A 25,844-nucleotide genomic window follows, 5' to 3' on the forward strand; every position below is an offset into this window, starting at 1 on the left:
GACGATCGCCGGCCACAGGATGTGACCGGCGATCATCGGGCTTGGTCCGCAGGCCGGTTCAGGTGACCGCCGAGGTCGGGAGTTCCGCGGTCACCGGCGATGTGCCGACTGCTATCGGGAGGGTGATGACCATGGTGAGGCCGCCGCCAGGAGTGTCCTCGGCCGTGAGGGTGCCGCCGATGGCCTCGGTGAAGCCGCGGGCGACCGCGAGGCCGAGGCCGACTCCGGCGCCGCGCGGGGCGTCGCCGTGGCGCTGGAACGGTTCGAAGATTCGGTCCTTGGCCTCGTCGGGGACGCCGGGGCCGCGGTCGACGACGCGCAGTTCCACGCGCTCGTGCAGGGCGCTGGCGGTGACGTTGACGGGCTGGCCGTCGGGGCTGTACTTGACGGCGTTCTCGACGATGTTGGCGACGGCCCGTTCCAGCAGGCCGCGGTCGACGGCGATCATCGGCAGCGTTTCGGGGATGTCCAGCTCGACGCTGTCCTCGGGTACGCCGCCCAGGGCCATCGGGACGACCTCGTCGAGGTCGGTCTCCCGGATGAGGGGGACGACGGTGCCGGTGTTGAGGCGGGACATGTCGAGGAGGTTGCCGATCAGGGCGGCGAGGCGGTCGGCGCCGTCTTCGATGCCTTCGAGGAGTTCGGCCTTGTCGTCCTCGGACCATTCGACGTCGTCGGAGCGCAGCGAGCTGACGGAGGCCTTGATGCCGGCGAGCGGGGTGCGGAGGTCGTGGCTAACGGCGGCGAGCAGTGCTGTGCGGATGCGGTTGGCTTCGGCGAGTTCGCGGGACTTCTCGGCCTCGTCGACGAGGCGCTGGCGGTCGAGTACGACGGCTGCCTGGGCGGCGAAGGCGCCGAGTACGCGCCGGTCCTCGGCCGGGAGCACCCGGCCGGTCAGAGCGAGGGCCATGTTGTCGCCTATGGGCAGGTCTACGTCGGCGTCCTCGGGACGTCCGACGGGGCTGGTGCCGACGGATGCGGCCGTGGTCCAGGGGTCCACGTCGCTGGTGCGCTCCAGCAGGGTGACCGACTGCATGGCGAAGGTCTCGCGCAGCCGTTCGAGGAGGGCGTCGAGGGAGTTCTCCCCGCGCAGGACGCTGCCCGCGAGGAACGAGAGGATCTCGGACTCGGCGCGAAGGCGGGCCGCCTGGTGGGTGCGCCGGGCTGCGAGGTCGACCACCGAGGCGACGGATACGGCCACTCCCACGAAGATCGCGATGGCGACGATGTTCAAGGGGTCGGAGATGGTGAATTCGTGCAGCGGCGGGGTGAAGTAGTAGTTCAGGAGCAGGGACCCGAAGGCTGCCGACGCCAGGGCGGGGAGGAGCCCGCCGAGGAGAGCCGCCGCCACCGTGAAGGTGAGGAAGAGCAGCATGTCGTTGGCGAGGCCGAGCTCGGGGACGACCTGGCTCAGCAGGACGGTCAGCAGCGCGGGGCCGGCGATACCGGCGAGCCAGCCCCAGATGATGCGGGAGCGGCCGAGCCGCGCGCCGCGGGCGACGGGCAGGCCGCGGCCCTTGGCGGCCTCGTCGTGGGTGACGATGTGGACGTCGAGGTCGGGTCCGGATTCGCGGGCGACGGTGGCGCTGACGCCGGGGCTGAACACGGACTGCCAGGAGCGGCGGCGGCTGACGCCGAGCACGATCTGGGTGGCGTTGACCCCGCGGGCGAACTCGAGCAGCGCGTCGGGGATGCTGTCGCCTATGACGTGGTGGAAGGTGCCGCCGAGGTCCTCGACCAGGGTCCGCTGGACGGCGAGTTCCTTGGGCGAGGCGGATGTCAGCCCGTCGCTGGCGGCGATGTAGACGGCGAGGACCTCGCCGCCCGCGCCCTTCTCGGCGAGGCGGGCGGCGCGGCGGATGAGCGTACGGCCCTCGGGTCCGCCGGTCAGGCCGACGACGATGCGTTCGCGGGCCTGCCAGGTGGAGCGGATGTTGTGCTCGCCGCGGTACTCCTGGAGGTACTCGTCGACCCGGTCGGCGACCCACAGCAGCGCCAGCTCGCGCAGGGCGGTCAGGTTGCCGGGCCGGAAGTAGTTCGAGAGGGCGGCGTCGACCTTGTCGGGCTTGTACACGTTGCCGTGCGCCATGCGGCGCCGTAGCGCCTGCGGGGACATGTCCACGAGTTCGATCTGGTCGGCCCGGCGGGCGACCTCGTCGGGGACGGTCTCCCGCTGGCGCACACCCGTGATGGTCTCGACGACGTCGCCGAGGGACTCCAGGTGCTGGATGTTGACGGTGGAGACGACGTCGATGCCCGCCTGGAGCAACTCTTCGATGTCCTGCCAACGCTTGGCGTTGCGCGAGCCGGGCACGTTGGTGTGCGCGAGCTCGTCCACGAGCGCGACCGCGGGCCGGCGGGCGAGGATCGCGTCGACGTCCATCTCGGTGAAGGTGGCGTCCCGGTACTCCAGCTCGCGCCGCTCGATGAGTTCGAGCCCGTGCAGCATGACCTCGGTGCGCGGACGGTTGTGGTGCTCGACGAAGCCGACGACGCAGTCGGTGCCCCGCTCGATCCGGCGGTGCGCCTCGGAGAGCATCGCGTACGTCTTGCCGACGCCCGGCGCCGCGCCGAGGTAGATGCGGAGCTTGCCGCGTCCCATGTTCCGACTCTTTTTCTCTGCTGTGGATCGGACGGGTGACTAGGGTTCGAAGCGGTAGCCCATGCCCGGTTCGGTGATCAGGTACCGGGGGTGGGAGGGGTCCGCCTCCAGTTTGCGCCGTAGCTGGGCCATATATACACGCAGGTAGTTGGTGTTCTCCCCGTAGGTCGGTCCCCAGACCTCCAGAAGGAGCTGACTCTGAGTGATCAGGCGGCCGGGGTGGGTGATGAGGATTTCAAGCAGGTGCCATTCGGTCGGGGTGAGGCGTACGGTGCGCTCGCCCCTCCGTACCTTCTTCGCGACCAGGTCGACGGTGAACTCTTCGGTCGTGACCACGAAGACCTCGTCGGCCGGCGAAGCCGCCGGGGCTTCATGTCTCCGGGCGGCCGCCCGCAGCCGGGCCAGGAGCTCGTCCATGCTGAACGGTTTCGTCACGTAGTCGTCCGCGCCGGCGTCCAGCGCCCGGATCTTGTCCTCCGAGGTGTGACGGGCGGAGAGGACCAGGATGGGGACCTTGCTCCAGACGCGGACACCCTTGATGACTTCGATGCCGTCCATGTCGGGGAGTCCGAGGTCGAGCACTATGACGTCCGGCTTGTGGGAGGCCGCGAGCCGCAGGGCCGAGCCGCCGTCGGAGGCCTCCTCGACCTCGAATTTGCGCGCCTGGAGATTGATCTTGAGCGCGCGGACGAGCTGAGGGTCGTCCTCCACCACCAGCACCCGGGTCATGGGTGTGCAGCCTTCCTTCGTAACGGGCATGGCACGAGGCCGGCGGGGCGCTGGGGCCCCCAGCGGTAGCTGGGGGCCCCAGCGGTAGCTGGGGGAGCTCCGCGCCCCGCCGGCGCTCAGACCGTGCGATGTGGAACATCAGCTCTTGGTCAGTGCCTTGAGGGCGATGTTGAGCTCAAGAACGTTGACGCGGGGTTCGCCCATGAAGCCGAGGGTCCGGCCGGTGGTGTGGTCGGCGACGAGCTTCTCGACCTGCTTGACGTCGAGCTTGTTCTGCTCGGCGACGCGGTGGATCTGGAGCTTGGCGTACTCGGGGGAGATGTCCGGGTCGAGCCCGGATCCGGAGGAGGTGACGGCGTCGGCCGGCACGTCCTCGGGCTTGACCGTGTAGCCGGCGGTGGAGTTGTCCGCGATCACGGCGTCCTTGGCATCCACGACCTGGGCGCAGAGCGTGCCTTCCTCCGCGTCCTTGGTGCACTGGCCGCCCACGGCTCCGTTGTCGGCGGAGCGGTTGGTGGCGCCGGACAGGATCAGCGAGTACTGCATGTTGACGCTGTTGCTGCCCAGGCCGTTGGAGGGACGCGGCTGGAACCACTTCAGGTCCGGCCTGGCCGCCTCTTCGGCGTCGTTAGGGTCCTTCTTCGGCAGGTTGTAGCTCTGGCCGATGAGGGAGGAGCCGACGACCTGACCGCTCTTGTCCTTGATCTCGGACCCGTTGGCCTTGTCGTTGAAGAGGGCCTGGGCGATCCCGGTGACGGCGAGCGGGTAGATGACCCCGCAGATCACGGTCAGGACGAGCAGGGCGCGCAGGCCCGCACCGATCAGGCGGACGGTGCTGGATACGGAATTGTTCATGGCAGATCAGCCGATTCCGGGGATGAGGGAGATGAGCAGGTCGATGATCTTGATGCCGATGAACGGGGCGATCAGACCGCCCACGCCGTACAGCCCGATATTGCGGCGCAGCATCTTGTCGGCGCTGGTCGGCTTGTACTGGACGCCCTTCAGAGCGAGCGGCACCAGCGCGATGATGATCAGTGCGTTGAAGATGACCGCGGAGAGGATCGCCGACTCGGGTGAGGCCAGGCCCATGATGTTGAGCTTGTCGAGGCCCGGGTAGACCACGGCGAACATGGCCGGGATGATCGCGAAGTACTTCGCGACGTCGTTGGCGATGGAGAAGGTGGTGAGCGCCCCGCGGGTGATGAGGAGCTGCTTGCCGATCTCGACGATCTCGATGAGTTTGGTGGGGTTGGAGTCCAGGTCCACCATGTTCCCGGCCTCCTTGGCGGCCGAGGTGCCGGTGTTCATGGCCACGCCGACATCCGCCTGGGCGAGGGCCGGGGCGTCGTTCGTACCGTCGCCGGTCATCGCGACGAGCTTGCCGCCGGCCTGCTCCCGCTTGATGAGGGCCATCTTGTCCTCGGGGGTGGCCTCGGCGAGGAAGTCGTCCACGCCCGCCTCCTCCGCGATCGCCTTGGCCGTCAGCGGGTTGTCACCGGTGATCATGATCGTCTTGATGCCCATGCGGCGCAGCTCGTCGAACCGCTCGCGCATGCCCTCCTTGACGACATCCTTGAGGTGGATGACACCCAGGACACGGGCCCCCTTGTCGTCCTTCACGGCGACGAGGAGCGGAGTGCCGCCCGCTTCCGAGATCTTGTTGGCGAGCGTGTCGGCGTCGTCGGAGACCTCGCCGCCCTGCTCCTTGACCCAGGTGATGACCGAGCCGGCCGCGCCCTTGCGGGTCTGCTTGCCGTCGACGTCCACGCCCGACATACGGGTCTGTGCGGTGAAGGCGATCCACTCGGCGTGGGCGAGTTCGCCCTGGTGGCGCTCGCGCAGCCCGTACTTCTCCTTGGCGAGGACCACGATGGAACGGCCCTCGGGAGTCTCGTCCGCGAGGGAGGAGAGCTGGGCGGCGTCCGCCAGCTCGGCCTCCGTCGTGCCCTTGACCGGGACGAACTCCGACGCCTGGCGGTTGCCGAGGGTGATGGTGCCCGTCTTGTCGAGCAGCAGCGTGGAGACGTCGCCCGCGGCCTCGACGGCGCGGCCGGACATGGCGAGCACGTTGCGCTGGACCAGCCGGTCCATACCGGCGATGCCGATCGCCGAGAGCAGAGCACCGATCGTGGTCGGGATCAGGCAGACCAGCAGGGCCGTGAGCACGATCATCGACTGCTCGGCGCCCGCGTAGATCGCGAAGGGCTGGAGGGTGACGACCGCGAGCAGGAAGACGATGGTGAGGGACGCCAGCAGGATGTTCAGGGCGATCTCGTTGGGCGTCTTCTGCCGGGCCGCGCCCTCGACCAGCGCAATCATCCGGTCGATGAAGGTCTCGCCGGGCTTCGTCGTGATCTTGATGACGATCCGGTCGGACAGCACCTTCGTACCACCAGTGACCGCGCTGCGGTCGCCGCCCGACTCTCGGATCACCGGGGCCGATTCGCCCGTGATCGCGGACTCGTCGACCGACGCGACGCCCTCGACGACGTCACCGTCGCCCGGGATGATGTCGCCGGCCTCGCAGACCACCAGGTCACCGATACGAAGCTCCGCGCCGGGCACCTGTTCCTCGCCCTTGCCGTCCTTGGTCAGGCGGCGGGCGACGGAGTCGGTCTTGGCCTTGCGCAGGGTGTCGGCCTGGGCTTTGCCGCGGCCTTCGGCGACGGCCTCGGCGAGGTTGGCGAAGATCGTGGTGAGCCACAGCCAGGCGGTGATGGCCCAGCCGAACCAGTCCGTCGGGTCCTTGATCGCGAGGACGGTGGTGACGACCGAGCCGATCAGGACGACGAACATGACCGGGGACTTGATCATGATCCGGGGGTCGAGCTTGCGGATCGCGTCGGGGAATGACTTCAGCAGCTGCTTGGGGTCGAAGAGGCCGCCGCCCACGCGTCCGCCGCCCGGCTTGTGGCCGGTGGGCACGTCCTGGTGCGGAGCCCTGGTGGGTGTGGCGGTGCTCATGATGCGAGCCCTTCGGCGAGCGGTCCCAGCGCGAGGGCCGGGAAGTAGGTCAGACCGGTGACGATGAGGATCGTGCCGACGAGGAGGCCCGTGTAGAGCGGCTTGTCGGTACGGAGCGTGCCTGCGGTCTCGGGGACGGGCTTCTGCTCGGCGAGCGAGCCGGCCAGCGCCAGGACGAACACCATCGGCAGGAAGCGGCCCAGCAGCATCGCGATACCGATGGTGCTGTTGAACCACTGCGTGTCGGCGTTCAGGCCCGCGAACGCGGAGCCGTTGTTGTTGGCGCCCGAGGTGTAGGCGTAGAGGATCTCGGAGAAGCCGTGCGCCCCGGTGTTGGTCATCGAGTTGGCCGGGGTGTCCAGCGCCATGGCCGCGGCGGTGAAGCCCAGCACCAGAGCGGGGGTGATGAGGATGTAGCAGGCGGCGAACTTGATCTCGCGGGTGCCGATCTTCTTGCCCAGGTACTCGGGGGTGCGGCCGACCATCAGGCCGGCGATGAACACCGCGATGATCGCCATGATCAGCATGCCGTAAAGGCCGGAGCCGACGCCGCCGGGCGCGATCTCGCCCAGCTGCATGCCCAGCAGCTGGATACCGCCGCCCAGTCCGGTGTAGGAGGAGTGGAAGGAGTTGACCGCGCCGGTCGAGGTGAGCGTGGTCGCGACCGAGAAGATGGCGGAGGCGCCGATGCCGTAGCGGGTCTCCTTGCCCTCCATCGCTCCGCCGGCGATGTCGAAGGCCGGGCCGTGGTGGGCGAACTCGGTCCACATCATCAGCGCGGTGAACCCGATCCAGATGGTGGCCATTGTCGCGAGGATCGCGTAGCCCTGGCGCAGGCTCCCCACCATCCGGCCGAAGGTGCGGGTCAGCGCGAACGGGATGACGAGGATCAGGAAGATCTCGAACAGGTTCGAGAACGGGGTGGGGTTCTCGAACGGGTGGGCCGAGTTGGCGTTGAAGTAACCGCCACCGTTCGTGCCCAGCTCCTTGATGACTTCCTGCGAGGCGACCGCCCCGCCGTTCCACTGCTGCGATCCGCCCATGAACTGGCCGACCTCGTGGATCCCGGAGAAGTTCTGGATCGCGCCGCAGGCGACCAGGACGATCGCGCCGATCACCGAGATCGGCAGCAGGATACGGACAACTCCGCGGACCATGTCGGACCAGAAGTTGCCGAGCTCACCGGTGCGGGATCGGGCGAAGCCCCGTACGAGGGCCACGGCGACGGCCATGCCGACCGCGGCGGAAACGAAGTTCTGCACCGCCAGGCCGCCTGTCTGCACGACGTGGCCCATGGCCTGCTCGCCGTAGTACGACTGCCAGTTCGTGTTGGCCACGAAGGAGGCGGCGGTGTTGAAGGCCTGGTCCGGGTCAATCGCGGAGAAGCCGAGCGAGCCGGGCAGGACGCCCTGGGCCCGCTGCAAGCCGTAGAGGAAGAGGACGGAGACTGCGGAGAAGGCGAGGACGGCGCGGAGGTAGGCGGGCCAGCGCATCTCGGCGGCGGGGTTGGCGCCGATCGCCTTGTAGATCCACTTCTCCGGCTTGTAGTGCTTCTCGGAGGAGTAGACGCGGGCCATGTAGTCGCCCAGCGGGCGGTAGGCCAGCGCGAGCGCGGCGATCAGTGCGAGGAGCTGGAGCACACCAGCGAGAACGGGACTCATCGGTGGCTAGAACCTCTCCGGGTACACAAGGGCGAGGACGAGGTATCCGAGCAGGGAGACGGCCACCACGAGGCCGATGATGTTTTCGGCGTTCACAGCTTGGTCACCCCCCGGGCGATGAGAGCCACCAGCGCGAACACCGCGACCGTGGTGACGACGAAGGCCAGATCGGCCACCGTGAGCTCCTGGATGAAGAGGGAGGAAATGAATCGGCCAGATGGCCGATGACGAGATAACCGTGTCTTCAGCCCGGCGTTAAGACACCTTGACGGGGTCCATACGGGCGCAGGGGAACTCTTAACGCCACGCTTACGCGTGAAGCCGTGAATCGCCGGTCAGCCCTGGTGGGACAGGCCGGCCGTGTCCAGGGCGGCGCCGACCTGCGCGGCCAGCGCGACAGCCACCAGGCGGGCCCCTTCGGGGGGCAGGGGGCGGTCCGGCAGCGGATCGAGGAGGAAGCGGCCGTAGTAGTGGCCGCCGCCGACCACCCTCAGCTCGGTCTCCCCGTCCGGCCAGTCGGCGTACTCGGTGATCCGGCTGCCGCTGCGCAGCCACAGGCTGCCGTCGTGCTCCAGGCGCGGCCGGTGCCCGAGCAGCCTGCCGTACTCGAAGCGGCAGCCGCGCAACCCCAGCAGGCCGACGAGCTCCCGGCGCACGCACTCGACCACCGCCTCAGGCGAGCCGCCGTCCTCGACCAGCCGGGCGGTTCCCTGGAGGCTGGACAGGTGCGCGGCGTCGGTGACCACCACCGTCCGGAGCCGCCGTACGCGTACGGCCAGCTGCGAGACGATCAGCCCGACGACGAGCAGGAGGACAGCTGTCTGGATCTCGTCACCGTCGGCGATGGCGAATTGCTGGTAGGGCCTGGTGAGGAAGAAGTCGAACCAGGCGGCCGCTGAGAGTGCGGCCAGCGCCCCGGCTGCCCGGGTGCCGAGCGCGGCGACCGCGACCACCGCGACGACCATGATCAGAGCCTCGTTGGTCGCCGAAAGGTCGGTTCGGAACGGCACGAGCGCGAGCGCCACGAAGAAGGGCATCACGAGGGCCGCGAGCAGGACGGCACGGTCGTGGAGTCGGTACCCGGACATGTGATGCCTCCCGTCCGGACATGACGGTCTTGGTTCAGAACCTCTCGGGCCTGATGAGGGCGGCCACGAGATAGGCAAGCAGAGCGACGGCGACGATGAGCCCGACCACGTTTTCCGCGTCCATCAGCGTGTACTCCCTTGGTTCCGTCGGACATGTGTCGCCCATATGAAGCGTGCCCCCGGTCGATGAAGGAGCCACGCACCCTGGCGAGGTCTTGACGCCCCCCATACGACATTGCGGCCCCGGCGTCAGGAGTGCGTGAAGAGTGGGGCGGCGGTCGTATGGATTCCGCCAAGAGCACTGGTCATTCGGCCACGCCATCCCGACGCTGTCCTCACTTTGTCCAATCGGAGGAACAGCGAAGATGGCCATACACAGGGGAAAGACGACCGCGGCAGGACAGGCGCCGGGCACGGAGGAACCTCCTGATACCGGCGTACGGATGCCTCCCGAGGCACCGGACCGGCACCGGCTGACCGCCCTGCAAGGCCTGGCCGCGCTGTCGCTCGACGCGATGGCCTCCGTCGCATACGGGCCTGAGTCGATCGTGCTGGTCCTGGCGGCAGCCGGTGCCTACGGCCTCGGGTTCACCCTCCCCGTCACCCTCGCGATCGCCGCACTGCTCGCCGTGCTGGTGGCTTCGTACCGGCAGGTGATCGCCGCGTTCCCGGACGGTGGCGGGTCGTACGCCGTCGCCAAGAAACACCTCGGCCGACGCACCAGCCTGGTGGCCGCGGCCTCGCTGATCCTCGACTACGTGCTGAACGTGGCCGTCTCCGTCACCGCCGGCGTGGCCGCCCTGACCTCGGCCTTCCCGGAGCTGTACGGGGATCGGGTGTGGATCTGCCTCGGGGTCCTGGTCCTGGTCACGGCGGTGAACCTGCGCGGGATCGTGGAATCCGCCAAGGCGTTCCTCGTACCGACCGCCGTGTTCGTCGGGTCGATCCTGGCCATGGTCGTGGTCGGACTGTTCCGTGATGGACCGGTGAGCACCGCCTCGGCCGCCGGACACGCCTCCGCGCTCGGGGAAGGCGCCACCACCGTCGGCGCCCTGTTGCTGCTGAAGGCCTTCGCGTCCGGCTGCTCCGCCCTGACCGGCGTTGAAGCCGTGGCCAATGCCGTCCCGTCCTTCCGCGCCCCGGCGGCCCGCCGGGCCCAGCGCACCGAAGTGGCGCTCGGCGCCCTGCTCGGCGTGATGCTGATCGGGCTGTCGGTGCTGATCGGCCGGTTCCATCTCCAGCCCGTGGAGGGCGTCACCGTACTCGCCCAGCTCGCGGATGCCTCGTTCGGCCACAACGCTGCTTTCTACGTCGTCCAGTTCGCCACCATGGTGCTGCTGGCGCTCGCCGCGAACACCTCCTTCGGCGGACTGCCCGTCCTGATGAGCCTGCTGGCCCGCGACAACTACCTGCCGCACGTGTTCGCCCTCAAGGCGGACCGCCAGGTGCACCGCCACGGAGTGGTGTGGCTCGCGCTCGTGTCGGGTGCCCTGCTGGTGTTCTCCGGCGGCGACACCAACACCCTCGTCCCGCTGTTCGCGATCGGGGTCTTCGTCGGCTTCACCATCTGCCAGGTCGGCATGGTCCGGCACTGGAACGGCGAACGCCCCAAGGGCTGGCAGGCCAAGGCCGCCCTCAACGGCTTCGGCGCCCTGCTTACCGGAGTCTCGGCGCTCGTCGTGACCGCCACCAAATTCGCTGAGGGCGCTTGGCTGATCGTGCTCGCCCTGCCGCTGATCGTCCTTGCCTTCGAGAGCATCCACCTCGCCTACGCGCAGATCGGCGAACGTCTGGAGCTTGGCCGCATCCCTCAGCCGCCCCAGCGTTCCCGCTCTCTGGTCGTCGTTCCCGTCTCAGGGTTGTCCCGACTGACCTGCCAAGCCCTCACCGCCGCCAGCTCGCTCGGCGACGAGGTCCTCGCCGTGACCGTCACCCACTCCGGTCCGGAGGACCGGCAGGCAGCCGAAGCCCTGCGCCGGGACTGGGAGCTGTGGAAGCCCGGCGTCGAGCTGATCGAGGTCTCCTCCGGTACCCGTTCGCTCGGCCGCCCGGTGTCGGCGTACGTGCGCGAGCTGTCGCAGGCGCACCCGGACGCCCAGGTGACCGTCCTCATCCCGGAAACAGAACCTGCCCGCCTGTGGCAGCGGATGCTGCAGAACCAGCGCGGCTCCGTCGTCGCCCACGCGGTCCGCCGCGACACCGACGCGGTCATCTGCCGGCTGCGTTTCCGCATCACCTCCGACGCGCGTTGACGTGCCGTTGACGGCGGCTTGACGCGTCTCGTGCGCCGCCGTCAAGAAGGTGCCAATTCCCCCGCGCACATGGGGTTTTCCTCTGAAACGGGCAGTAGTTTCCTGCCTGTTGCGCCGCCGGGGAGCTCGACTACTCACATGACGGCCGAGGGGGTCCATGCGAGACAGTCCCCGGCGGCGACACCCCTCACCCGCACCCAGTCCTTGCCCGACCCTGCCGGCAGGGGGGTGCCCAGCCGAACTCACCAGAAGGTCGCTTCATGCCTCCCGCCGCCGCGCAGCACGTTCCCCCGGATCTCGGCACCCCTCCGCGGACCCCGGTCAACCGGCCTTCCCGGAAACGCTCCGGCCAGGTGAACGTGCTGGAGCCCGAGCTCCTTGCCACCTCGGCCAGGGAGGCCGTCGCCAAGCTCCATCCGCGTGAGCTGGTGAAGAAGCCGGTGCTGTTCGTCGTCGCGGTCGGTTCGGTCCTGACCACGCTGTCGGCGCTTATCCACCCTTCGGTCTTCACATGGGTGATCAGCGTCTGGCTGTGGCTGACGGTCCTGTTCGCCAACCTAGCCGAGGCCGTCGCCGAAGGTCGCGGCCGCGCCCAGGCCGAGTCGCTGCGCAAGGCGCGTACGGACACGGTCGCGCTCCGGCTCAAGCACTGGACCTACGGGACGAACCTGCGCAGCGCCGAGACCGAGGTCGTAACCCCGGCCGAACTCCAGCCTTTCGACTTCGTGCTCGTCGAGGCGGGGGAGCTGGTTCCGGCCGACGGTGACGTGGTCGACGGCGCGGCGATGGTGGACGAGGCGGCCGTCACCGGTGAATCGGCTCCGGTGCTCCGGGAGTCGGGCGGTGACCGGTCCGGTGTCACCGGGGGCACGACCGTCCTGTCGGACTCGATCGTCGTGCGGGTTACCTCGCGCTCCGGGAACAGCTTCATCGACCGGATGATCGCGCTGGTCGAGGGCGCCTCCCGGCAGAAGACCCCGAACGAGATCGCGCTGAACATCCTGCTGGCCGCCCTGACCGTCATCTTCATCCTGATCGTGGTCGGCATCCAGCCGATGGCCGCGTATGCGGGCGCCGCCCAGTCCACGACCGTCCTGGTCGCCCTGCTCGTCACCCTCATCCCGACGACGATCGGCGCCCTGCTCTCCGCGATCGGCATCGCCGGCATGGACAGGCTCGTCCAGCGCAACGTCATCGCGATGAGCGGCCGCGCCGTTGAGGCGGCCGGCGACGTGAACACCCTGCTCCTCGACAAGACCGGCACCATCACCCACGGCAACCGCGAGGCAGCCGCCTTCATCCCGCTCCCCGGGATCGACCACATCAAGCTCGCGGATGCCGCCCAGCTGTCGTCCCTCGCCGACGAGACCCCGGAAGGCCGGTCCGTCGTCGCTCTGGCCCAGCAGTACGGGCTCCAGCCGGCCGCCGCCGAGGACCTCAGCAACCCCCGCTTCACCGAGTTCAGCGCCCGCACCCGCATGAGCGGCATCAACCTCAGCTGGGACAACGGCGCAGGCTGCGCCATCCGCAAGGGCGCGGTGGTGGAGGTCATGGACTGGGTGGCGATGCGCGGCGGGACCGTACAGGCGGAGGCCGCCGCATGGTCCGCTCAGGTCTCGCAGTCCGGCGGGACCCCTCTGCTGGTAGCGGTCCACGACTGGGACGGGCCCCGGGTCCTCGGCATCATCCACCTCAAGGACGTCGTCAAGGAGGGCATCCGGGAGCGGTTCGCGGAGCTGCGCGCCATGGGGATCCGTACGGTCATGGTGACCGGCGACAACGAGCTGACGGCCCGCGCCATCGCCGCCGAGGCCGGCGTCGACGAATACCTCGCCGAGGCGACGCCGGAAGACAAGCTGGCCCTCATCAAGCGGGAGCAAGCGGGTGGCAAGCTCGTCGCGATGACGGGCGACGGTACGAACGACGCCCCCGCCCTCGCGCAGGCCGACGTCGGCGTGGCGATGAACACCGGTACCTCGGCCGCCAAAGAGGCCGGGAACATGGTGGACCTGGACTCCAACCCCACCAAGCTCATCGACATTGTGGAGATCGGCAAGCAGCTCCTCATCACCCGCGGCGCGCTCACCACCTTCTCCATCACCAACGACGTCGCCAAGTACTTCGCGATCATCCCGGCCATGTTCGCCTCGGCCTACCCGGGACTGGAAGCCCTGAACATCATGGGCCTGAGCAGCCCCACCTCCGCGATCACCTCGGCGATCATCTTCAACGCCCTGATCATCGTCGCCCTCATCCCGCTCGCCCTGCGCGGCGTCCGCTACAAGCCGGCCTCCGCACACGATCTGCTGCGCCGCAACCTCGGTGTCTACGGTCTCGGCGGCCTGATTCTGCCCTTCGTCGGCATCAAGCTCATCGACCTGCTGGTGTCCACCATCCCCGGCCTCGGCTGACGTTCGGCAACGGCTCATCAGAGGAACGTCGGGGCGCCTGAGCCCCCAGACACTGCCGTCCACCTGCTTACCGCAGGCTTCCTCCCCTCAGACCACGGCCGCTAAGGCCGGCCAGCGTTGATCCACACTCCGCTGGTTCCCCTGCGGGGGCGGCCTCCGCCGGGCCGCCCCCGCTCCTCGTTCATGACCACTCCGCTGCCCGCTCGCCCGCAGGCAGGTTGCTGTCACTGGCGCGCGAAGACGTTCACTACTCCACAGGTGGCTCTGTATGCGTTAAGGACGCGTCAGGATTGGCTCAGCCGCGGGCATAAGCGATCAGTCTGCGTACGCTTGCTCCGCCGTCGATGTCGATGGCTGATTCTTTGCCGTACGACAGGAGCACCCCACGATGGCCACCCCTGCCCGCTCCCCGCGCCTGCGCGCGTGGCTGCTGGAAGGCCTGACCGCCGAGAACAGTTCACCCGCAGCCAAGGAGGCAGCGGCCCAGCCCCACGGGCGGCCGTGGTGGCGGGTGATGTGCCTGACGGGTCTCGACTACTTCTCCACCCTCGGCTATCAGCCCGGTATCGCCGCGCTCGCGGCCGGCCTGCTGTCGCCGCTCGCGACCATCGTGCTCGTGCTGCTGACCCTCTTCGGTGCGCTGCCGGTGTACCGGCGGGTGGCCGAGGAGAGCCCGCACGGCGAGGGCTCGATCGCCATGCTGGAGCGGCTGCTCACGTTCTGGAAGGGCAAGCTGTTCGTCCTGACCCTGCTCGGGTTCGCGGCGACCGACTTCCTCATCACCATCACCCTGTCGGCCGCGGACGCCACCGCGCACCTGGTGGAGAACCCGCACCTCACCAGCACCCTCAACGGCCACCAGGTGCTCATCACCCTGATCATGATCGCGCTCCTCGGCGCGGTGTTCCTCAAGGGGTTCAGCGAGGCCATCGGCGTGGCCGTGGTCCTGGTGGCTGCCTACCTCGCGCTGAACGTCGTCGTCGTGGCCGTCGGTCTTTGGGAGGTGCTCAGCGAACCGCAGGTCGTCACCGACTGGACGGAGGCTCTGACCGCCGAGCACGGCAACCCCTTCATGATGATCGCCATCGCCCTCGTCGTGTTCCCGAAGCTCGCGCTCGGCCTGTCCGGCTTCGAGACCGGTGTGGCGGTCATGCCGCACGTCGAGGGCGACTCCGGCGACACCGAGGAGAAGCCCGCCGGCCGGATCCGCGGCGCCAAGAAGCTGCTGACGACCGCGGCCCTCATCATGAGCGTCTTCCTCATCACCAGCAGTTTCATCACCACGCTGCTGATCCCGCCCGCCCAGTTCCAGCCGGGCGGCGAGGCCAACGGCCGCGCCCTGGCCTACCTCGCGCACGAGTACATCGGCTCCGCCTTCGGCACCGTCTACGACATCTCCACGATCCTGATCCTGTGGTTCGCGGGTGCCTCGGCGATGGCTGGCCTGCTCAACCTGATGCCGCGCTACCTGCCCCGCTACGGCATGGCCCCGTCCTGGGCCCGCGCCTTGCGCCCGATGGTCATCGTCTTCACCCTGATCGCCTTCCTGGTGACCTGGATCTTCGACGCGGACGTGGACGCGCAGGGCGGCGCGTATGCCACTGGTGTCCTGGTCCTGATCACCTCGGCGGCGGTCGCCGTGACCATCGCCGCCCGGAAGGCCGGTCAGCGGGGCTGGACGATCGGCTTCGGTGTGATCTCCGCGGTCTTCGTCTACACCACCGCCGTCAACGTCGCCGAGCGCCCCGACGGCGTGAAGATCGGCGCCTGCTTCATCGCCGGCATCATGGCGCTATCCCTTCTCTCCCGCCTCGCCCGTGTCTTCGAGCTGCGCGTCACCCACATGGAATTCGACGACATGGCCCAGCGGTTCATCCGCGACACCGCCCATCGGACGATCCGCTTCATTGCCAACGAGCCGGACAGTCGGGACCTCGACGAGTACCGGCAGAAGAAGCATCAGATCCGCGCGGACAACGACATCCCGGCCGAGGACGACGTCATGTTCGTCGAGGTCACCGTCCTGGATGCGTCCGAGTTCGAATCCAGCATGCGGGTGCGCGGCGAGGTGCTGCACGACCGCTACCGCGTCCTGACCCTGGAGAGCTCCAGCATCCCCAACGCGCTGGCGGCGCTACTCCTGCACGTCCGCGACGAGACCGGCCAGCGCCCCCACATCTACTTCGAGTGGACCGAGGGCAACCCGATGGCCAACTTCTTCCGCTTCTTCCTCTTCGGCCAGGGCGAGGTAGCCCCCGTCACCCGCGAGGTCATCCGCGAGGCCGAACCCGATCGCACCCGCCGACCGCACGTCCACGCCGGCTGACCCTGGATCCGGCGTCAAGATGCCGACAGGAATCGAGCCTGCCCCTCGCCAAGGCGAGGGGCAGGCTCGATTCTCATGACGTGACCATCGACTGGTTTCCCGATCGCGGCATCCGCCGGCAATCCTCGCCCTCGGCGCGGCCGGCCTGACCGTCATCGCCACCGGCGCCCTCCTCGAGGCTCTCTGGCTGCTCGGCCTCGGCGTCTGGGCGGTGATCGCCGCGATGATGATCGAGCTCGTCTACCGCCCCTAGCTGCCGATGCCCCGGTTGCGGTAGTCCTCCGGCGTCCGCGCCGTGCGAGGACCCGGGCCGTGCCGTCCTGGAGCGCGACGACCGTGGGACGGCCCACGCGGCTGTAGCCAGAGGCCATGCAGCTGGACGGACGCCAGCCGGCGCGGTCGTCCCGGCTACTTCGGGTCGCGGTTGAACTGTGCCGTCGACCAGCGGTAGCCGAGCGCGATCAGGCCGACGCACCAGGCGATCGCGATCCAGCCGTTATTGCCGATCTCTGTGCCGAGGAGCAGGCCGCGCAGGGTTTCGATGGCGGGGGTGAAGGGCTGGTACTCGGCGATCGGCTGGAACCAGCCAGGCATGGTGTCGGCCGGGATGAAGGCACTGGAGATGAGGGGGAGAAGGATCAGCGGCATGGCCATGTTGCTGGCGGCCTCGGGGTTCGGGCTGGCCAGCCCCATGCCGACAGCGATCCAGGTCAGCGCCAGGGCGAAGAGCACGATGAGCCCGAACGCTGCCAGCCACTCCAGGACGGTCGCGTCAGTGGAGCGGAAGCCGATGGCCGCGCCGACGGCGCCGACGAGGGCCACGCTCATGACGGATTGCAGCACGCTGCCGACGACGTGCCCGATGAGTACCGATGGGCGGTAGACCGCCATTGTGCGGAAGCGCGCGATGAGGCCCTCGGCCATATCCATGGAGACGTACACCGCGGCCCCGATCACGGTGCTGCCGATGGTCATCAGCAGCAAGCCCGGGACGATGTAGGCGATGTAGTCGGAGCGGTCGGCGCCGCCGCCACCGATGCCGGCGCTCATCACGTCGCCGAAGATGTAGACGAAGAGCAGCAGCATCATGATCGGTGTGAGCAGCAGGTTCAGGGTCCCTGACGGGTAGCGCCGCGCGTGCAGCAGGTTGCGGCGCAGCATCGTGTTGGAGTCGCGCACAGCGAGAGAGAGGGCGCTCATCGGGCTGTCTCCTTGGGCTGGTTGGGGACGTTGGCCGGGCTGGTCAGGGCGAAGAACACGTCGTCGAGGTCGGGGGTGTGGACGGTCAGTTCGTCCGCCTCGATGCCGGCGGAGTCGAGCTGGTCGAGAATGGAGCGCAGTTCGCGCTGACTGCCGTCGCTGGGGATGGACAGCGACAGTGCCTCGTCGTCCCGGGTGACCTCGCGCAGGGCGTCAGCGGCGGACTGGTATGCGGTCGGGTCGGTGAAGCGGAGCCGGACGTGGCCGCCCGGGACGAGCCGCTTGAGCTCCTCGGCGGTGCCCTCGGCGACGATCTTTCCGTCGTTCAACACAGCAATGCGGTCGGCCAGTTCGTCGGCCTCCTCCAGATACTGGGTGGTGAGGAAGACGGTCACGCCGTCGGAGACGAGGCCGCGGATGATGCCCCACATGTTGTGGCGGGAGCGCGGGTCGAGCCCTGTCGTCGGCTCATCGAGGAAGATGATCCGCGGGCTGCCTACCAGCGTCATCGCGAGGTCGAGGCGGCGCTTCATGCCGCCGGAGTAGGTGGACGCCGGCCTTTTCGCGGCCTCCACCAGGTCGAAACGCTCAAGGAGTTCGCGGCTGACCTGCCGCCCCTCGTTCTTGGACAGATGGTGCAGGTCCGCCATGAGGAGCATGTTCTCCTCGCCGGTGATCAGTCCGTCGACGGCGGAGAACTGCCCGGTGACACCGATCGCGGCACGGACCGCCTGTGGGTCGGCGGCCAGGTCGTGACCGCCGACGTGCAGCTCGCCGGCGTCGGCGGTGATGAGCGTGGACAGGATCTTGACGGCGGTGGTCTTGCCGGCGCCGTTCGGGCCGAGCAGCGCGAACACGGACCCGGCCGGGATGTGCAGATCGATACCGTCGAGGACGAGCTTTTCGCCGTAGGACTTGCGTAGTCCGACGGCGGAGACAGCGGTCGGCGACGGGCGACCGTCCACCTGATTGGATGTGGGCATGACAAATGAGGGCATGGCGACTTCCCTTTCGAAGGCAGGAGGCGCAGGGGGATGCTGTTTCGGAATTCGGCTCAAGCGGACGTCTGTGACGGCACGGCAGTCATGTCACATCGTCTTGGGGAGGGTGACGATCGCCCTGCCGCGGAGACCTGACCGTCGACGGTGTTGCCTGCGTTGGCAGGGCTGAGTCGGGCCTCGCCGGGGCTGCTCAGCCACCTCGGTGGGCAGGGTCTGCGGCGGCCTCTGGTGGTCGGTCGGACCGTATTTGTGCGCGCCGCGCCGATGCGATGAGCCGTGCGTGCTACGCCCACTGAGGTGAGCCGTGGAGGCTACTTCCCGGCCGTGCCGGGTTCCCTGTTGAGGGATTCCTGGTAGGCATCCGCATATGTGGGAGAGTCCTTGATCAGGTCGTCACAGAACGCCGCGACGTCGCTGCCGATGAGTTGCAAGACGCCCTTGCCCGCGGCGACGCCCTCCTCGAAGAAGTCGACGATCCCGGGGAGCAGGGGCCCATCAGGCAGGTCGATCGGTCCGACCTTGAACAGGTACTTCTGCATTTCCTTGTAGACGATCTGGTAGTCCGGTGGAAGGGCCTTGACCCGAGCCGTGTGCGCCCGCCACTGCTTCTTGCCCTCGATGATGTCCTGGATTCCCATGTCAGCCTCCCAGCCTGCTCAATTTCCTGGCGACGTTCCTGTTCAACTGCTCGCGCCAGCGGTCGCGATAGGTTCGGGCCCCTTCGCCGCCGGCCAGTGCCGTGCAGAAGCCCCGGACGTCGTCGCCGAGCACCTCGTTGACGCTCTGCCCGTCCGCCGCTGTTTCTTCGAGCAGTCCCAGGGCGGCGTCGAGGATCGGCATCAGGTTGCGGCCGGTGAAGTCCCCGTGGGGGAGGAGATCGACCTTGATCTGTTCCCACGCCGTCCGGTAGTCACCCGGCAGGGCGGCGGCCCGGGCTTCGAACGCCTTCCATTCCCTGGTGAGATCGCTGCCTGTGATGGTCTCCCAGAAGTTCATCGCCCGCCCTCCTTGAGCTTGTCGATGCGTGATGAGACGTACTGCCATTTCGCCCAGAACTTCGCGAGCTCCTCGCGGCCCGCGGCGTTGAGCGCGTAGAACTTGCGCGGGGGACCGACCCCGGATGGTCGCTTCGTCACCTGGACGAGTCCGTTCCTCTCCAGCCGCAGCAGGATGGTGTACACCGTCCCCTCGATGACGTCGGTGAAGCCCAGCTCGTTCAACTGACGGGTGATGGCGTACCCATAGGTTTCCTCGCGGTCGATGATCTCGAGCACGCACCCTTCGAGGGTGCCCTTCAGCATCTCCGTCAGGTCGTCCATCTCAAGTCTTCCTCCTCGGCGTCACCGGTACTGCGTAGTACCGAGTACAGCTATACGGTATCACCGAGTAGTGGAGGTTGCCAGCAATCGGCGAACAGGGGGACCGGACCCTGCGATCCGCGCCACTGCCGGCCTCGAGCGTCTGCCGCGAGCTGATCGCGATCGAGTGGTGCAAAGCGTCGTCGTCGACCACGTAGACGTCCCGGCGCCGCTGCGGATCGCGACAGCACGGGACGAACCCCGGCGCTCCGCCTACACGTGGGGGTGCCGCGCCCCCGAGCGCTACGCCGTTCCCCACGTGCTCGACCTCCGGAGGGAGTCCGGCGGGGCAAGCACCTGGCCCTCCGGCCACGGCGAGAACCGGTGCCTGGGTGCGCAGCTGGCTGTCGAGATGAGGGTCGCATTCTCAGCGCTCCTCGAGTGCGTTCCCATGCTGCGCATGGCCGTACGGGCCGAGGAGGTTGTCCTGCGCCCCGAGACGCGGGACACCTACGGGGTGAGGTACCTCCCGGTCGCTTGGGACGCGTGACCGCGAGCCAGTGACGGGTGAGGCCGTCTACGGTCGTCCGCCACCGCTGGGGTGCCCGCCTGCGTCGATCGTGTCTGCGGCGCCGTACTGGGACGGTGAACAGACCCCTGGCCGTGCCATGCGGGTCCACCTGGAAGAGAAGGCGCCCTCGCCCACCCAACTCCACGCCGCAGCCACGGGAATTGTGACGGTCCGAGAAGAGGTGCGCCTCGCAGATCGCTCCCGGGTGCTCATGTTATGCGTTCAGTTGGGCGCGAATGAGCGAGTCGAGCCGTTCCCACGCCGGGGACGAAGCGTTGACCCTGCCCTGGATGAGGGCGGGGATCTCGGAGCCCGTATCCAGCCCGGGCCGTTCGTCGGACCCGTAGCGCTCCCGATTCGCCTCGGCGATACGGCGGGCGAGGTCGTCGAGGCGTGGGTCGTCGGCGTCGAGGTCGTGCGCGTGGTCGTAGCCAAGGAAGAGCTGCCGTAGCGTTGGGTCGGCCAAGATCTCGGCCTGGTCGTGAAACAGGGTGATCGCACGGTCCGGGTGGGTGGCGAACACGAGGATCCACAAGTCGCGTTGCAGGTCCACCCATCGAGGCGTGAATCCCCAACGGGCCAGGTCCTCCAGATGGGCGACGACTTCGCCGGGGAGCGGTACCAGCCGCCCGGCGGCGAGCCGGCGCAGCCGCCCTTGTGTTTCCTGCAGGCTGCGGATGCGGGCGCCGAGTTCGTCGTCGATCTCTCCCAGCGCCTGCCGGAATTCCTCGTCGCTCGCCGCTCTCAGATCCCGGATACGAGCCAGAGGGACGCCGGCTTCTGCCAGTGTCCGGATCTTGATCAGTTCGACGGCGTCGTTCGCACCGTACCGCCGGTAGCCGGACGCGTCGCGGTCGGGTTCGGGGAGCAACCCCTTGTCGTGGTAGACGCGGACGGTCTTGATCGACACTCCGATGTAGCCGGCCAGCTGTCCGATGGTGATCACGCGCTCATCGTCCCACTTGACCTTGCCCCAGGGGCAAGGTTGCAGCATGGCGTCATGGAGAACACGAATCCCGATCGGGAGACCCTCCGCGAGCTGGCCGACGAGGGCAACGAGGCCGCGCTGGACCGGCTGGCCGACCTCGCGGACGCAGCCGGCGACCTCGCGGAGCTGAGCGACCTGTTGGACGAGGGATCCCGGCACGCCGGGTTCCTACTCACCCGACGCGCGGTGGCAGCCGGTGACCTGCGTGAGCTGCAACGGATCTCGGACGCCGGATACGAAGAGGCCGGGAAGGAGCTGGACCGGCTGCTGCAGGCACCGGGCGGTCATCAGGGCTGACGATCCGCCCGGCCGCCGCACCTACGCGATCTCAGCTCGGATGGCTACGCGTCGCGATCGTCCATGACCACTTCTTCCCGCATCTCACCATGAAGACATGAAGAAGCGCAGGCGGCGAACGTGCCTTGGCGTGGCCCTAGACGCCGATGTCCCGGCTCCGGTAGTCCTGCAGGGTTTCGCGCCGGACAAGGAGCCGGGCAGTGCCCTCGTGGACGGCGACGACGGCGGGGCGGCCGACCAGGTTGTAGCCGGATGCCATGGACACCTGGTAGGCACCGGCAACCGGAACGGCGAGCAGGTCGCCGGGGCGGATGTCGCCGGGCAGATGCACGTCGGCGGCGAGGACGTCGCCGGCCTCGCAGTGGCGGCCGACGACTGTGGTCGTACGGGGTCCGGCAGCCGAGGTTCTGCCGATCAGGCGGGGCGCGTAGCGCACCCCGTACAGGGCGGGCCGCGGGTTGTCGCTCATGCCGCCGTCGACAGCGACGAACACCTTCTCGCCGGTGTGCTTGACGGCGAGCACCCGGTACAGGGCGACTCCGGCCGGCCCGACGACGGCCCGCCCGGGCTCGATGAGAAGCCGGGGGACGGTCAGCCGGGCAGCGGCGCAGCCCTCAATGAGCTCCGCGCGCAGCCGTCGGGCCAGCGCGGTCAGGTCCAAGGCGGGTTCTCCGGGCCGGTAGGCAATGCCGTGGCCGCCGCCCATGTCCAGCTCGGGCAGGACGACGCCGTGCGCGTCGCGGATGCGGGCCATCAGCCCCACCATCCGGCGCAGGGCCACCAGGTAGGGCTTCACGTCGGTGATCTGCGAGCCGATGTGGCAGTGCAGTCCGGTCAGTTCGAGCTGCGGCTGGCCGAGGATTCGTGTGACGGCGTGCTGAGCTCCCCCGTCGGTGAGGGAGAGGCCGAACTTCTGGTCGTCCGTACCGGTGCGGATCTTGTCGTGGCCGCCTGCCGAGACTCCCGGCACCACGCGCACCATGACCTTCTGGCGCCCGTCGGGGCCGACGGCGGCCGCGATCCTGGCAATCTCGGACGGACTGTCGATGACGATCCGCCCCACGCCGAGGCGTAGCGCCGCCTCCAGGTCACGGGGCGACTTGGCGTTGCCGTGCAGCACGATGCGCTCGGGTGGGAAACCGGAGGTGACGGCGAGCTCCAGCTCACCGGCGGAACAGACGTCCAGGCCCAGTCCCTCCTCCAGCACCCAGCGCACCATCGCGCGGGACAGGAACGCCTTGGCGGCGTACAGCACGTCGGCGTCCGGGAACGCGTCCCGGTAGGTCCGGCAGCGCCCGCGCACCTCGCCCTCGTCCAGCACGTAGGCCGGTGTGTCGAACCGGTCGGCGATCTCGGTGAGGGGTACCCCGCCGACGGCCAGGCCGCCCTGCGGGAGCGGCGTCATGGACGCGGGCCATATGGAGAGTTCACGCGCGTCGGTCGGTGTGGCGGAGAGGGCGGTGATAGTCATGTGTGATCCCTTCAGGCCGTCCGGGCCGTGGTTCCGGGTGCCTGCGTGACCGGTGCCGCGAGCAGGGCGGTGCTCGCGGCCGCGGTGACCGGGGGAGCGGTGAGGGTCGGGTCGACGGTCAGCAGGTTCACCCCGAGCGGTTCGGACATTGCCCGGAGAGCGGCTTCGGAGAGCCGGATCCAGGGCTGGGCCGTGCCGAGCGCGGCGGCGAGCCGGTCCGGGCTGGTGAAGCCGACGGCGGTACGGGTTCCCAACGGGGTGCGGAACAGCCGCACCACCTGGTGTGCTCCTCCCGGCCGGGCGGGCACGTACAAAGGCCCGGCCGGGGCCTGTTCTTCAGGCTCGGGGTCGTCGTCGTACAGGAACAAACACATGGGGCCCTCCCTGAGGAACCACGAGTGGCGATTGGCGCCCCGGCTGCGGGGAGGCGGGCCGGGGCGCGTCATCGAAGCTATCCCCGCACCCCTGCACCTGTGGCCACCTCGTAACGGGACCCATACGGCGACCGGCCATGTTCTTACGGATCACTGACGGCCGGCGCCACGGGCATCAAAAACCCGTCATGGTTTCGGATCCCCGCGTTAGAAGGCCATCAGCAACATCGCCTCATCCTCCACTCCGGCTCTTCTATGGGGACTGGTGGACGAAGCAGAGAGGGAAGAGGCCGTGCGAAGAGTCGTGGTCGGTGTGACGGGAACGCCGGGGAGTCTGTCCGCCCTGCACCGGGCGGCCGGAGAGGCCCGCGTGCGCGACGCGGAGCTGCGGGTCGTTCTTGCATGGCAGTCACCGGGTGGTGAACTCGGAAGCCGCAACGGCCTCGAGCCCTGCGCCCTGGCGACATGCCGCGCCGCGGCTGTCGAAAGACTCCGTGAGGTCCTCGATACGGCGTTCGGTGCCGTAAAGCCCGGTGTCACTCTCGCCGGCCTCACGGTACGGGGGACCCCGGGCGCGGCCCTCGTGGACGCTGCCCGCGACGTGGACGACCTCCTCGTCGTCGGCACGGGATCACGCGCTGCGGTGCGCCGCCTCGTCCGCCCCTCGGTGGCCCGCTACTGCCTCGCGCACGCAGCCTGCCCTGTTCTCGTTGTGCCCCCATCTCCACTCCAGAGCGAGCTCGATGCCGTCCGTCGACGCAACTTCTGGAGAATGCCGCTGGACCCGCGGGAGCTGACTCCGTGAGCCGGGTGACGCCATCGCCGTGAGGAGGCGAGCACGTGTCGAACGGGGAACGGGGCTTTCGGTATGCGATCGACGTGCTCAGCTGACCGCGTGCGCTGTCAGCAGCAGTCGCAGCCGGGCGGGCACGCGCAGTTGGCCCCGGTCTCGCCAGGTTTGATCGCGTCGCCGACAGGCATGGGGCCGCAGCAGGACTCGCCGCGCCAGGCGTCACGGCCTTCCTTGACGGCTACGGTGGCGATCACCAGGGCGGCGATCGGGTCGGCCCAGGCCCATCCGAGGAGCATGTTGGCCAGCAGTCCGGCCAGCAGGACCGCCGACAGATACGTGCACAGGAGGGTCTGCTTGGAGTCCGCGACAGCGGACGCGGAGCCGAGTTCGCGGCCGGCACGGCGTTGGGCGGCCGACAGGAACGGCATCACAGCGAGGGACACGGCGGCCAGGACGACACCGGTAAGGGAGTGCTCGGCCTCACCCGTGCCGGTCAGAGCGCGCACGGAGTCGACGCCGACGTAGACGGCGAGCGCGAAGAAGGAGACGGCGATGATCCGCAGCGCTGTCTTCTCCCTGGCCTCGCGTACCTCGTGCTCACGGGCGGAGAACTGCCAGGCGACCGCAGCTGCGGAGGAGACCTCGATGACCGAGTCGAGGCCGAAGCCGACCAGCGCGGTCGAGGAGGCGATCGTAGATCTGACCGCCGGTTGGTCAGGTCCCCTTGCCCCGAAGGGCAGTGGTGGCCGGCGCTGCGGCGTCGGCTCCTGCGATCGTGGCCTCGGATCCGGCCGGGGCGTGCAATTTCTCGATGACGTGTGCGTGGTGGATCTTGTACACAAGTGACAATGCCCTCGCCTGTCCAGGCCCCCGAGGTCGGCGAGCGCTGGCCCATTGAGTGGCTTATAGCAGGCCTTGACGTTGACGGTCGTGATTCTGGTGCGGCGCTCCGCCTGGCACCTGTGGGACGAGGTTCTTCCTTAGCGGGTTGCCCTCCGAACCACACCTGGGCTCACCCCCCGCCGTTCGATGCTGGTCGCAACGCCAGGATGCAGTTCAAGATCTCGGACGTTCGTGCGTAGTCAAACAGCAGCGGATCGCGTCCTGGTAGTCGCGGTCAGGGTCGAAGGGCCACGTCCAGGTAGCGCTGGACCGGCTTGAAGAGTCCGTACGGGATGTATCGCGGGATCTCGGACAGGGTCACCCACGAGATCTCAGTGATTTCATCAGCGTCCGCCACATGCGCGGTCCCGCGGACTACCTCGCAGACGGTGTACGACACTTGCCGACCGGTGATCGGATGAATGCGCTCCCCCAGCTGGCGAACGGCGGCCACGTCCAGGCCGGCCTCCTCCTTTGTCTCGCGGACGCGGCCTCCTCGAAGGACTCACCCGGTTCGACTTTTCCCGCCGGGAACTGCCATAAGAGTTGGCCCTCTGCAACCCGTCGCCGTACGAGCAGTACTCGGCCTTCATGAACCACAACGGCACCAGCAACGCGACGCCCAGGACCGGCAATGCCAGGCGGCGACGCCTCTCGGGAACTCACGGGATCATTCCTCGAAGAGCATCTCTTCCACCGCGGTCGGCGCCGCTGCGTCCTGCTGTGCGCGCTCGAACTCGAGCTGCCACGCTCGCGCCTCGGCGTAAGCGACGTGGACCATACTGCCGGGACACAGCACCAATGCCCGGGGCTCGATCTTGTGGTCCTTGACCGATCCGTAGCCGATCCGTTTGGTAGGCAGCAAGGCGTGGGGTACGAAGCAAGAGGGGCATGGAGCCTTCGGGAGGGTCGCCATGTCACCAGGATGGCCTA

The 25,844-nt window shown here is 68.5% G+C and carries 24 protein-coding genes and 1 pseudogene; 6 read left to right on the top strand and 19 right to left on the bottom strand.

Annotation, left to right across the window (positions count from 1 at the left end):
• Positions 1–58: 58 nt before the first annotated feature.
• From ACIQK6_RS31665 to kdpF (ACIQK6_RS31700), 8 genes are all read right to left on the bottom strand, one after another.
• Positions 59–2,602, bottom strand: a complete 2,544-nt coding sequence (locus ACIQK6_RS31665) for an ATP-binding protein (RefSeq protein WP_402696082.1) — start codon at positions 2,600–2,602, stop codon at positions 59–61.
• A gap of 39 nt (positions 2,603–2,641) precedes the next feature.
• Positions 2,642–3,331 (bottom strand): response regulator, encoded by a 690-nt coding sequence (locus ACIQK6_RS31670; protein WP_402696084.1) that lies wholly within the window; start codon positions 3,329–3,331, stop codon positions 2,642–2,644.
• Positions 3,332–3,469: 138 nt separating this feature from the next.
• A complete protein-coding gene (locus ACIQK6_RS31675; protein ID WP_402696086.1) occupies positions 3,470–4,186 on the bottom strand; it encodes a potassium-transporting ATPase subunit C in 717 nt (238 codons plus the stop codon).
• Between the two features lie 6 nt (positions 4,187–4,192).
• Positions 4,193–6,298: a potassium-transporting ATPase subunit KdpB gene (gene kdpB / locus ACIQK6_RS31680; RefSeq protein WP_373040473.1), complete on the bottom strand. Its 2,106-nt coding sequence runs from the start codon at positions 6,296–6,298 to the stop codon at positions 4,193–4,195.
• Positions 6,295–7,959: a potassium-transporting ATPase subunit KdpA gene (gene kdpA / locus ACIQK6_RS31685; RefSeq protein ID WP_402696088.1), complete on the bottom strand. Its 1,665-nt coding sequence runs from the start codon at positions 7,957–7,959 to the stop codon at positions 6,295–6,297. Before kdpA ends, kdpB (ACIQK6_RS31680) begins: the two co-directional genes overlap by 4 nt.
• Before the next feature lie 6 nt (positions 7,960–7,965).
• Positions 7,966–8,055 carry a K(+)-transporting ATPase subunit F gene (gene kdpF, locus ACIQK6_RS31690; protein ID WP_033223114.1) on the bottom strand — a complete coding sequence of 30 codons (90 nt, stop codon included), beginning with the start codon at positions 8,053–8,055 and terminating at the stop codon, positions 7,966–7,968.
• 239 nt (positions 8,056–8,294) lie between these two features.
• Positions 8,295–9,047: a DUF4118 domain-containing protein gene (locus ACIQK6_RS31695; protein ID WP_402696090.1), complete on the bottom strand. Its 753-nt coding sequence runs from the start codon at positions 9,045–9,047 to the stop codon at positions 8,295–8,297.
• A gap of 34 nt (positions 9,048–9,081) precedes the next feature.
• A complete protein-coding gene (kdpF, locus tag ACIQK6_RS31700) occupies positions 9,082–9,171 on the bottom strand; it encodes a K(+)-transporting ATPase subunit F (RefSeq protein ID WP_037789532.1) in 90 nt (29 codons plus the stop codon).
• A gap of 241 nt (positions 9,172–9,412) precedes the next feature.
• On the opposite strand from kdpF (ACIQK6_RS31700), the gene ACIQK6_RS31705 reads away from it, so the two are divergent.
• The 3 genes from ACIQK6_RS31705 to ACIQK6_RS31715 all read left to right on the top strand — a co-directional run bounded on the left by ACIQK6_RS31705 (position 9,413) and on the right by ACIQK6_RS31715 (position 16,036).
• Entirely contained in the window at positions 9,413–11,299 is a 1,887-nt protein-coding gene (locus ACIQK6_RS31705) for an APC family permease (RefSeq protein ID WP_402696092.1), read from the top strand.
• A gap of 260 nt (positions 11,300–11,559) precedes the next feature.
• The gene (gene kdpB / locus ACIQK6_RS31710; RefSeq protein ID WP_402696094.1) at positions 11,560–13,710 is read left to right on the top strand and encodes a potassium-transporting ATPase subunit KdpB; all 2,151 of its coding nucleotides are present in this window, start codon (positions 11,560–11,562) and stop codon (positions 13,708–13,710) included.
• A gap of 388 nt (positions 13,711–14,098) precedes the next feature.
• Positions 14,099–16,036 (top strand): amino acid transporter, encoded by a 1,938-nt coding sequence (locus ACIQK6_RS31715; RefSeq protein WP_402696096.1) that lies wholly within the window; start codon positions 14,099–14,101, stop codon positions 16,034–16,036.
• Between the two features lie 408 nt (positions 16,037–16,444).
• Here ACIQK6_RS31715 and ACIQK6_RS31720 read toward each other — a convergent pair whose 3' ends face one another.
• The 5 genes from ACIQK6_RS31720 to ACIQK6_RS31740 form a co-directional block, all read right to left on the bottom strand.
• Complete coding sequence (locus tag ACIQK6_RS31720; protein ID WP_402696098.1) at positions 16,445–17,236, bottom strand: ABC transporter permease; 792 nt, start codon at positions 17,234–17,236, stop codon at positions 16,445–16,447.
• Entirely contained in the window at positions 17,233–18,219 is a 987-nt protein-coding gene (locus tag ACIQK6_RS31725; protein ID WP_402696100.1) for an ATP-binding cassette domain-containing protein, read from the bottom strand. The genes ACIQK6_RS31720 and ACIQK6_RS31725 overlap by 4 nt, the downstream gene beginning before the upstream one ends.
• 329 nt (positions 18,220–18,548) lie before the next feature.
• A complete protein-coding gene (locus tag ACIQK6_RS31730) occupies positions 18,549–18,875 on the bottom strand; it encodes a DUF1048 domain-containing protein (RefSeq protein WP_266845870.1) in 327 nt (108 codons plus the stop codon).
• Between the two features lies 1 nt (position 18,876).
• Positions 18,877–19,233, bottom strand: a complete 357-nt coding sequence (locus tag ACIQK6_RS31735) for a DUF1048 domain-containing protein (RefSeq protein ID WP_402696102.1) — start codon at positions 19,231–19,233, stop codon at positions 18,877–18,879.
• A complete protein-coding gene (locus tag ACIQK6_RS31740) occupies positions 19,230–19,556 on the bottom strand; it encodes a PadR family transcriptional regulator (RefSeq protein WP_402696104.1) in 327 nt (108 codons plus the stop codon). Before ACIQK6_RS31740 ends, ACIQK6_RS31735 begins: the two co-directional genes overlap by 4 nt.
• A gap of 169 nt (positions 19,557–19,725) precedes the next feature.
• Here ACIQK6_RS31740 and ACIQK6_RS31745 point away from each other — a divergent pair, with 169 nt between their 5' ends.
• Positions 19,726–20,085, top strand: a complete 360-nt coding sequence (locus ACIQK6_RS31745) for a hypothetical protein (protein WP_402696106.1) — start codon at positions 19,726–19,728, stop codon at positions 20,083–20,085.
• 235 nt (positions 20,086–20,320) lie between these two features.
• On the opposite strand, the gene ACIQK6_RS31750 is transcribed toward ACIQK6_RS31745, so the two are convergent.
• Positions 20,321–21,052, bottom strand: a complete 732-nt coding sequence (locus ACIQK6_RS31750; protein ID WP_393783199.1) for a MerR family transcriptional regulator — start codon at positions 21,050–21,052, stop codon at positions 20,321–20,323.
• 54 nt (positions 21,053–21,106) lie between these two features.
• On the opposite strand from ACIQK6_RS31750, the gene ACIQK6_RS31755 reads away from it, so the two are divergent.
• Positions 21,107–21,391 carry a hypothetical protein gene (locus ACIQK6_RS31755; RefSeq protein WP_402696108.1) on the top strand — a complete coding sequence of 95 codons (285 nt, stop codon included), beginning with the start codon at positions 21,107–21,109 and terminating at the stop codon, positions 21,389–21,391.
• Between the two features lie 136 nt (positions 21,392–21,527).
• Here the strand turns inward: ACIQK6_RS31755 and lysA are convergent, their stop codons facing one another.
• Complete coding sequence (gene lysA, locus ACIQK6_RS31760; RefSeq protein WP_402696110.1) at positions 21,528–22,862, bottom strand: diaminopimelate decarboxylase; 1,335 nt, start codon at positions 22,860–22,862, stop codon at positions 21,528–21,530.
• 11 nt (positions 22,863–22,873) lie between these two features.
• On the bottom strand, positions 22,874–23,236 hold the full coding sequence (locus tag ACIQK6_RS31765) for an SAV_915 family protein (RefSeq protein WP_329097292.1): 363 nt from the start codon (positions 23,234–23,236) through the stop codon (positions 22,874–22,876).
• Between the two features lie 292 nt (positions 23,237–23,528).
• Here ACIQK6_RS31765 and ACIQK6_RS31770 point away from each other — a divergent pair, with 292 nt between their 5' ends.
• Positions 23,529–24,041, top strand: a complete 513-nt coding sequence (locus tag ACIQK6_RS31770) for a universal stress protein (protein ID WP_399913384.1) — start codon at positions 23,529–23,531, stop codon at positions 24,039–24,041.
• 98 nt (positions 24,042–24,139) lie between these two features.
• Here ACIQK6_RS31770 and ACIQK6_RS31775 read toward each other — a convergent pair whose 3' ends face one another.
• From ACIQK6_RS31775 to ACIQK6_RS31785, 3 genes and pseudogenes are all read right to left on the bottom strand, one after another.
• Positions 24,140–24,871, bottom strand: a complete 732-nt coding sequence (locus ACIQK6_RS31775; RefSeq protein WP_402696111.1) for a cation diffusion facilitator family transporter — start codon at positions 24,869–24,871, stop codon at positions 24,140–24,142.
• 275 nt (positions 24,872–25,146) lie between these two features.
• A pseudogene (locus ACIQK6_RS31780) lies at positions 25,147–25,547 on the bottom strand (NUDIX hydrolase).
• Between the two features lie 34 nt (positions 25,548–25,581).
• Entirely contained in the window at positions 25,582–25,827 is a 246-nt protein-coding gene (locus tag ACIQK6_RS31785) for a hypothetical protein (RefSeq protein ID WP_359944793.1), read from the bottom strand.
• Between the last annotated feature and the right edge of the window lie 17 nt (positions 25,828–25,844).

It is taken from the genome of Streptomyces sp. NPDC091682 (assembly GCF_044756625.1).
GTDB lineage: Bacteria > Actinomycetota > Actinomycetes > Streptomycetales > Streptomycetaceae > Streptomyces.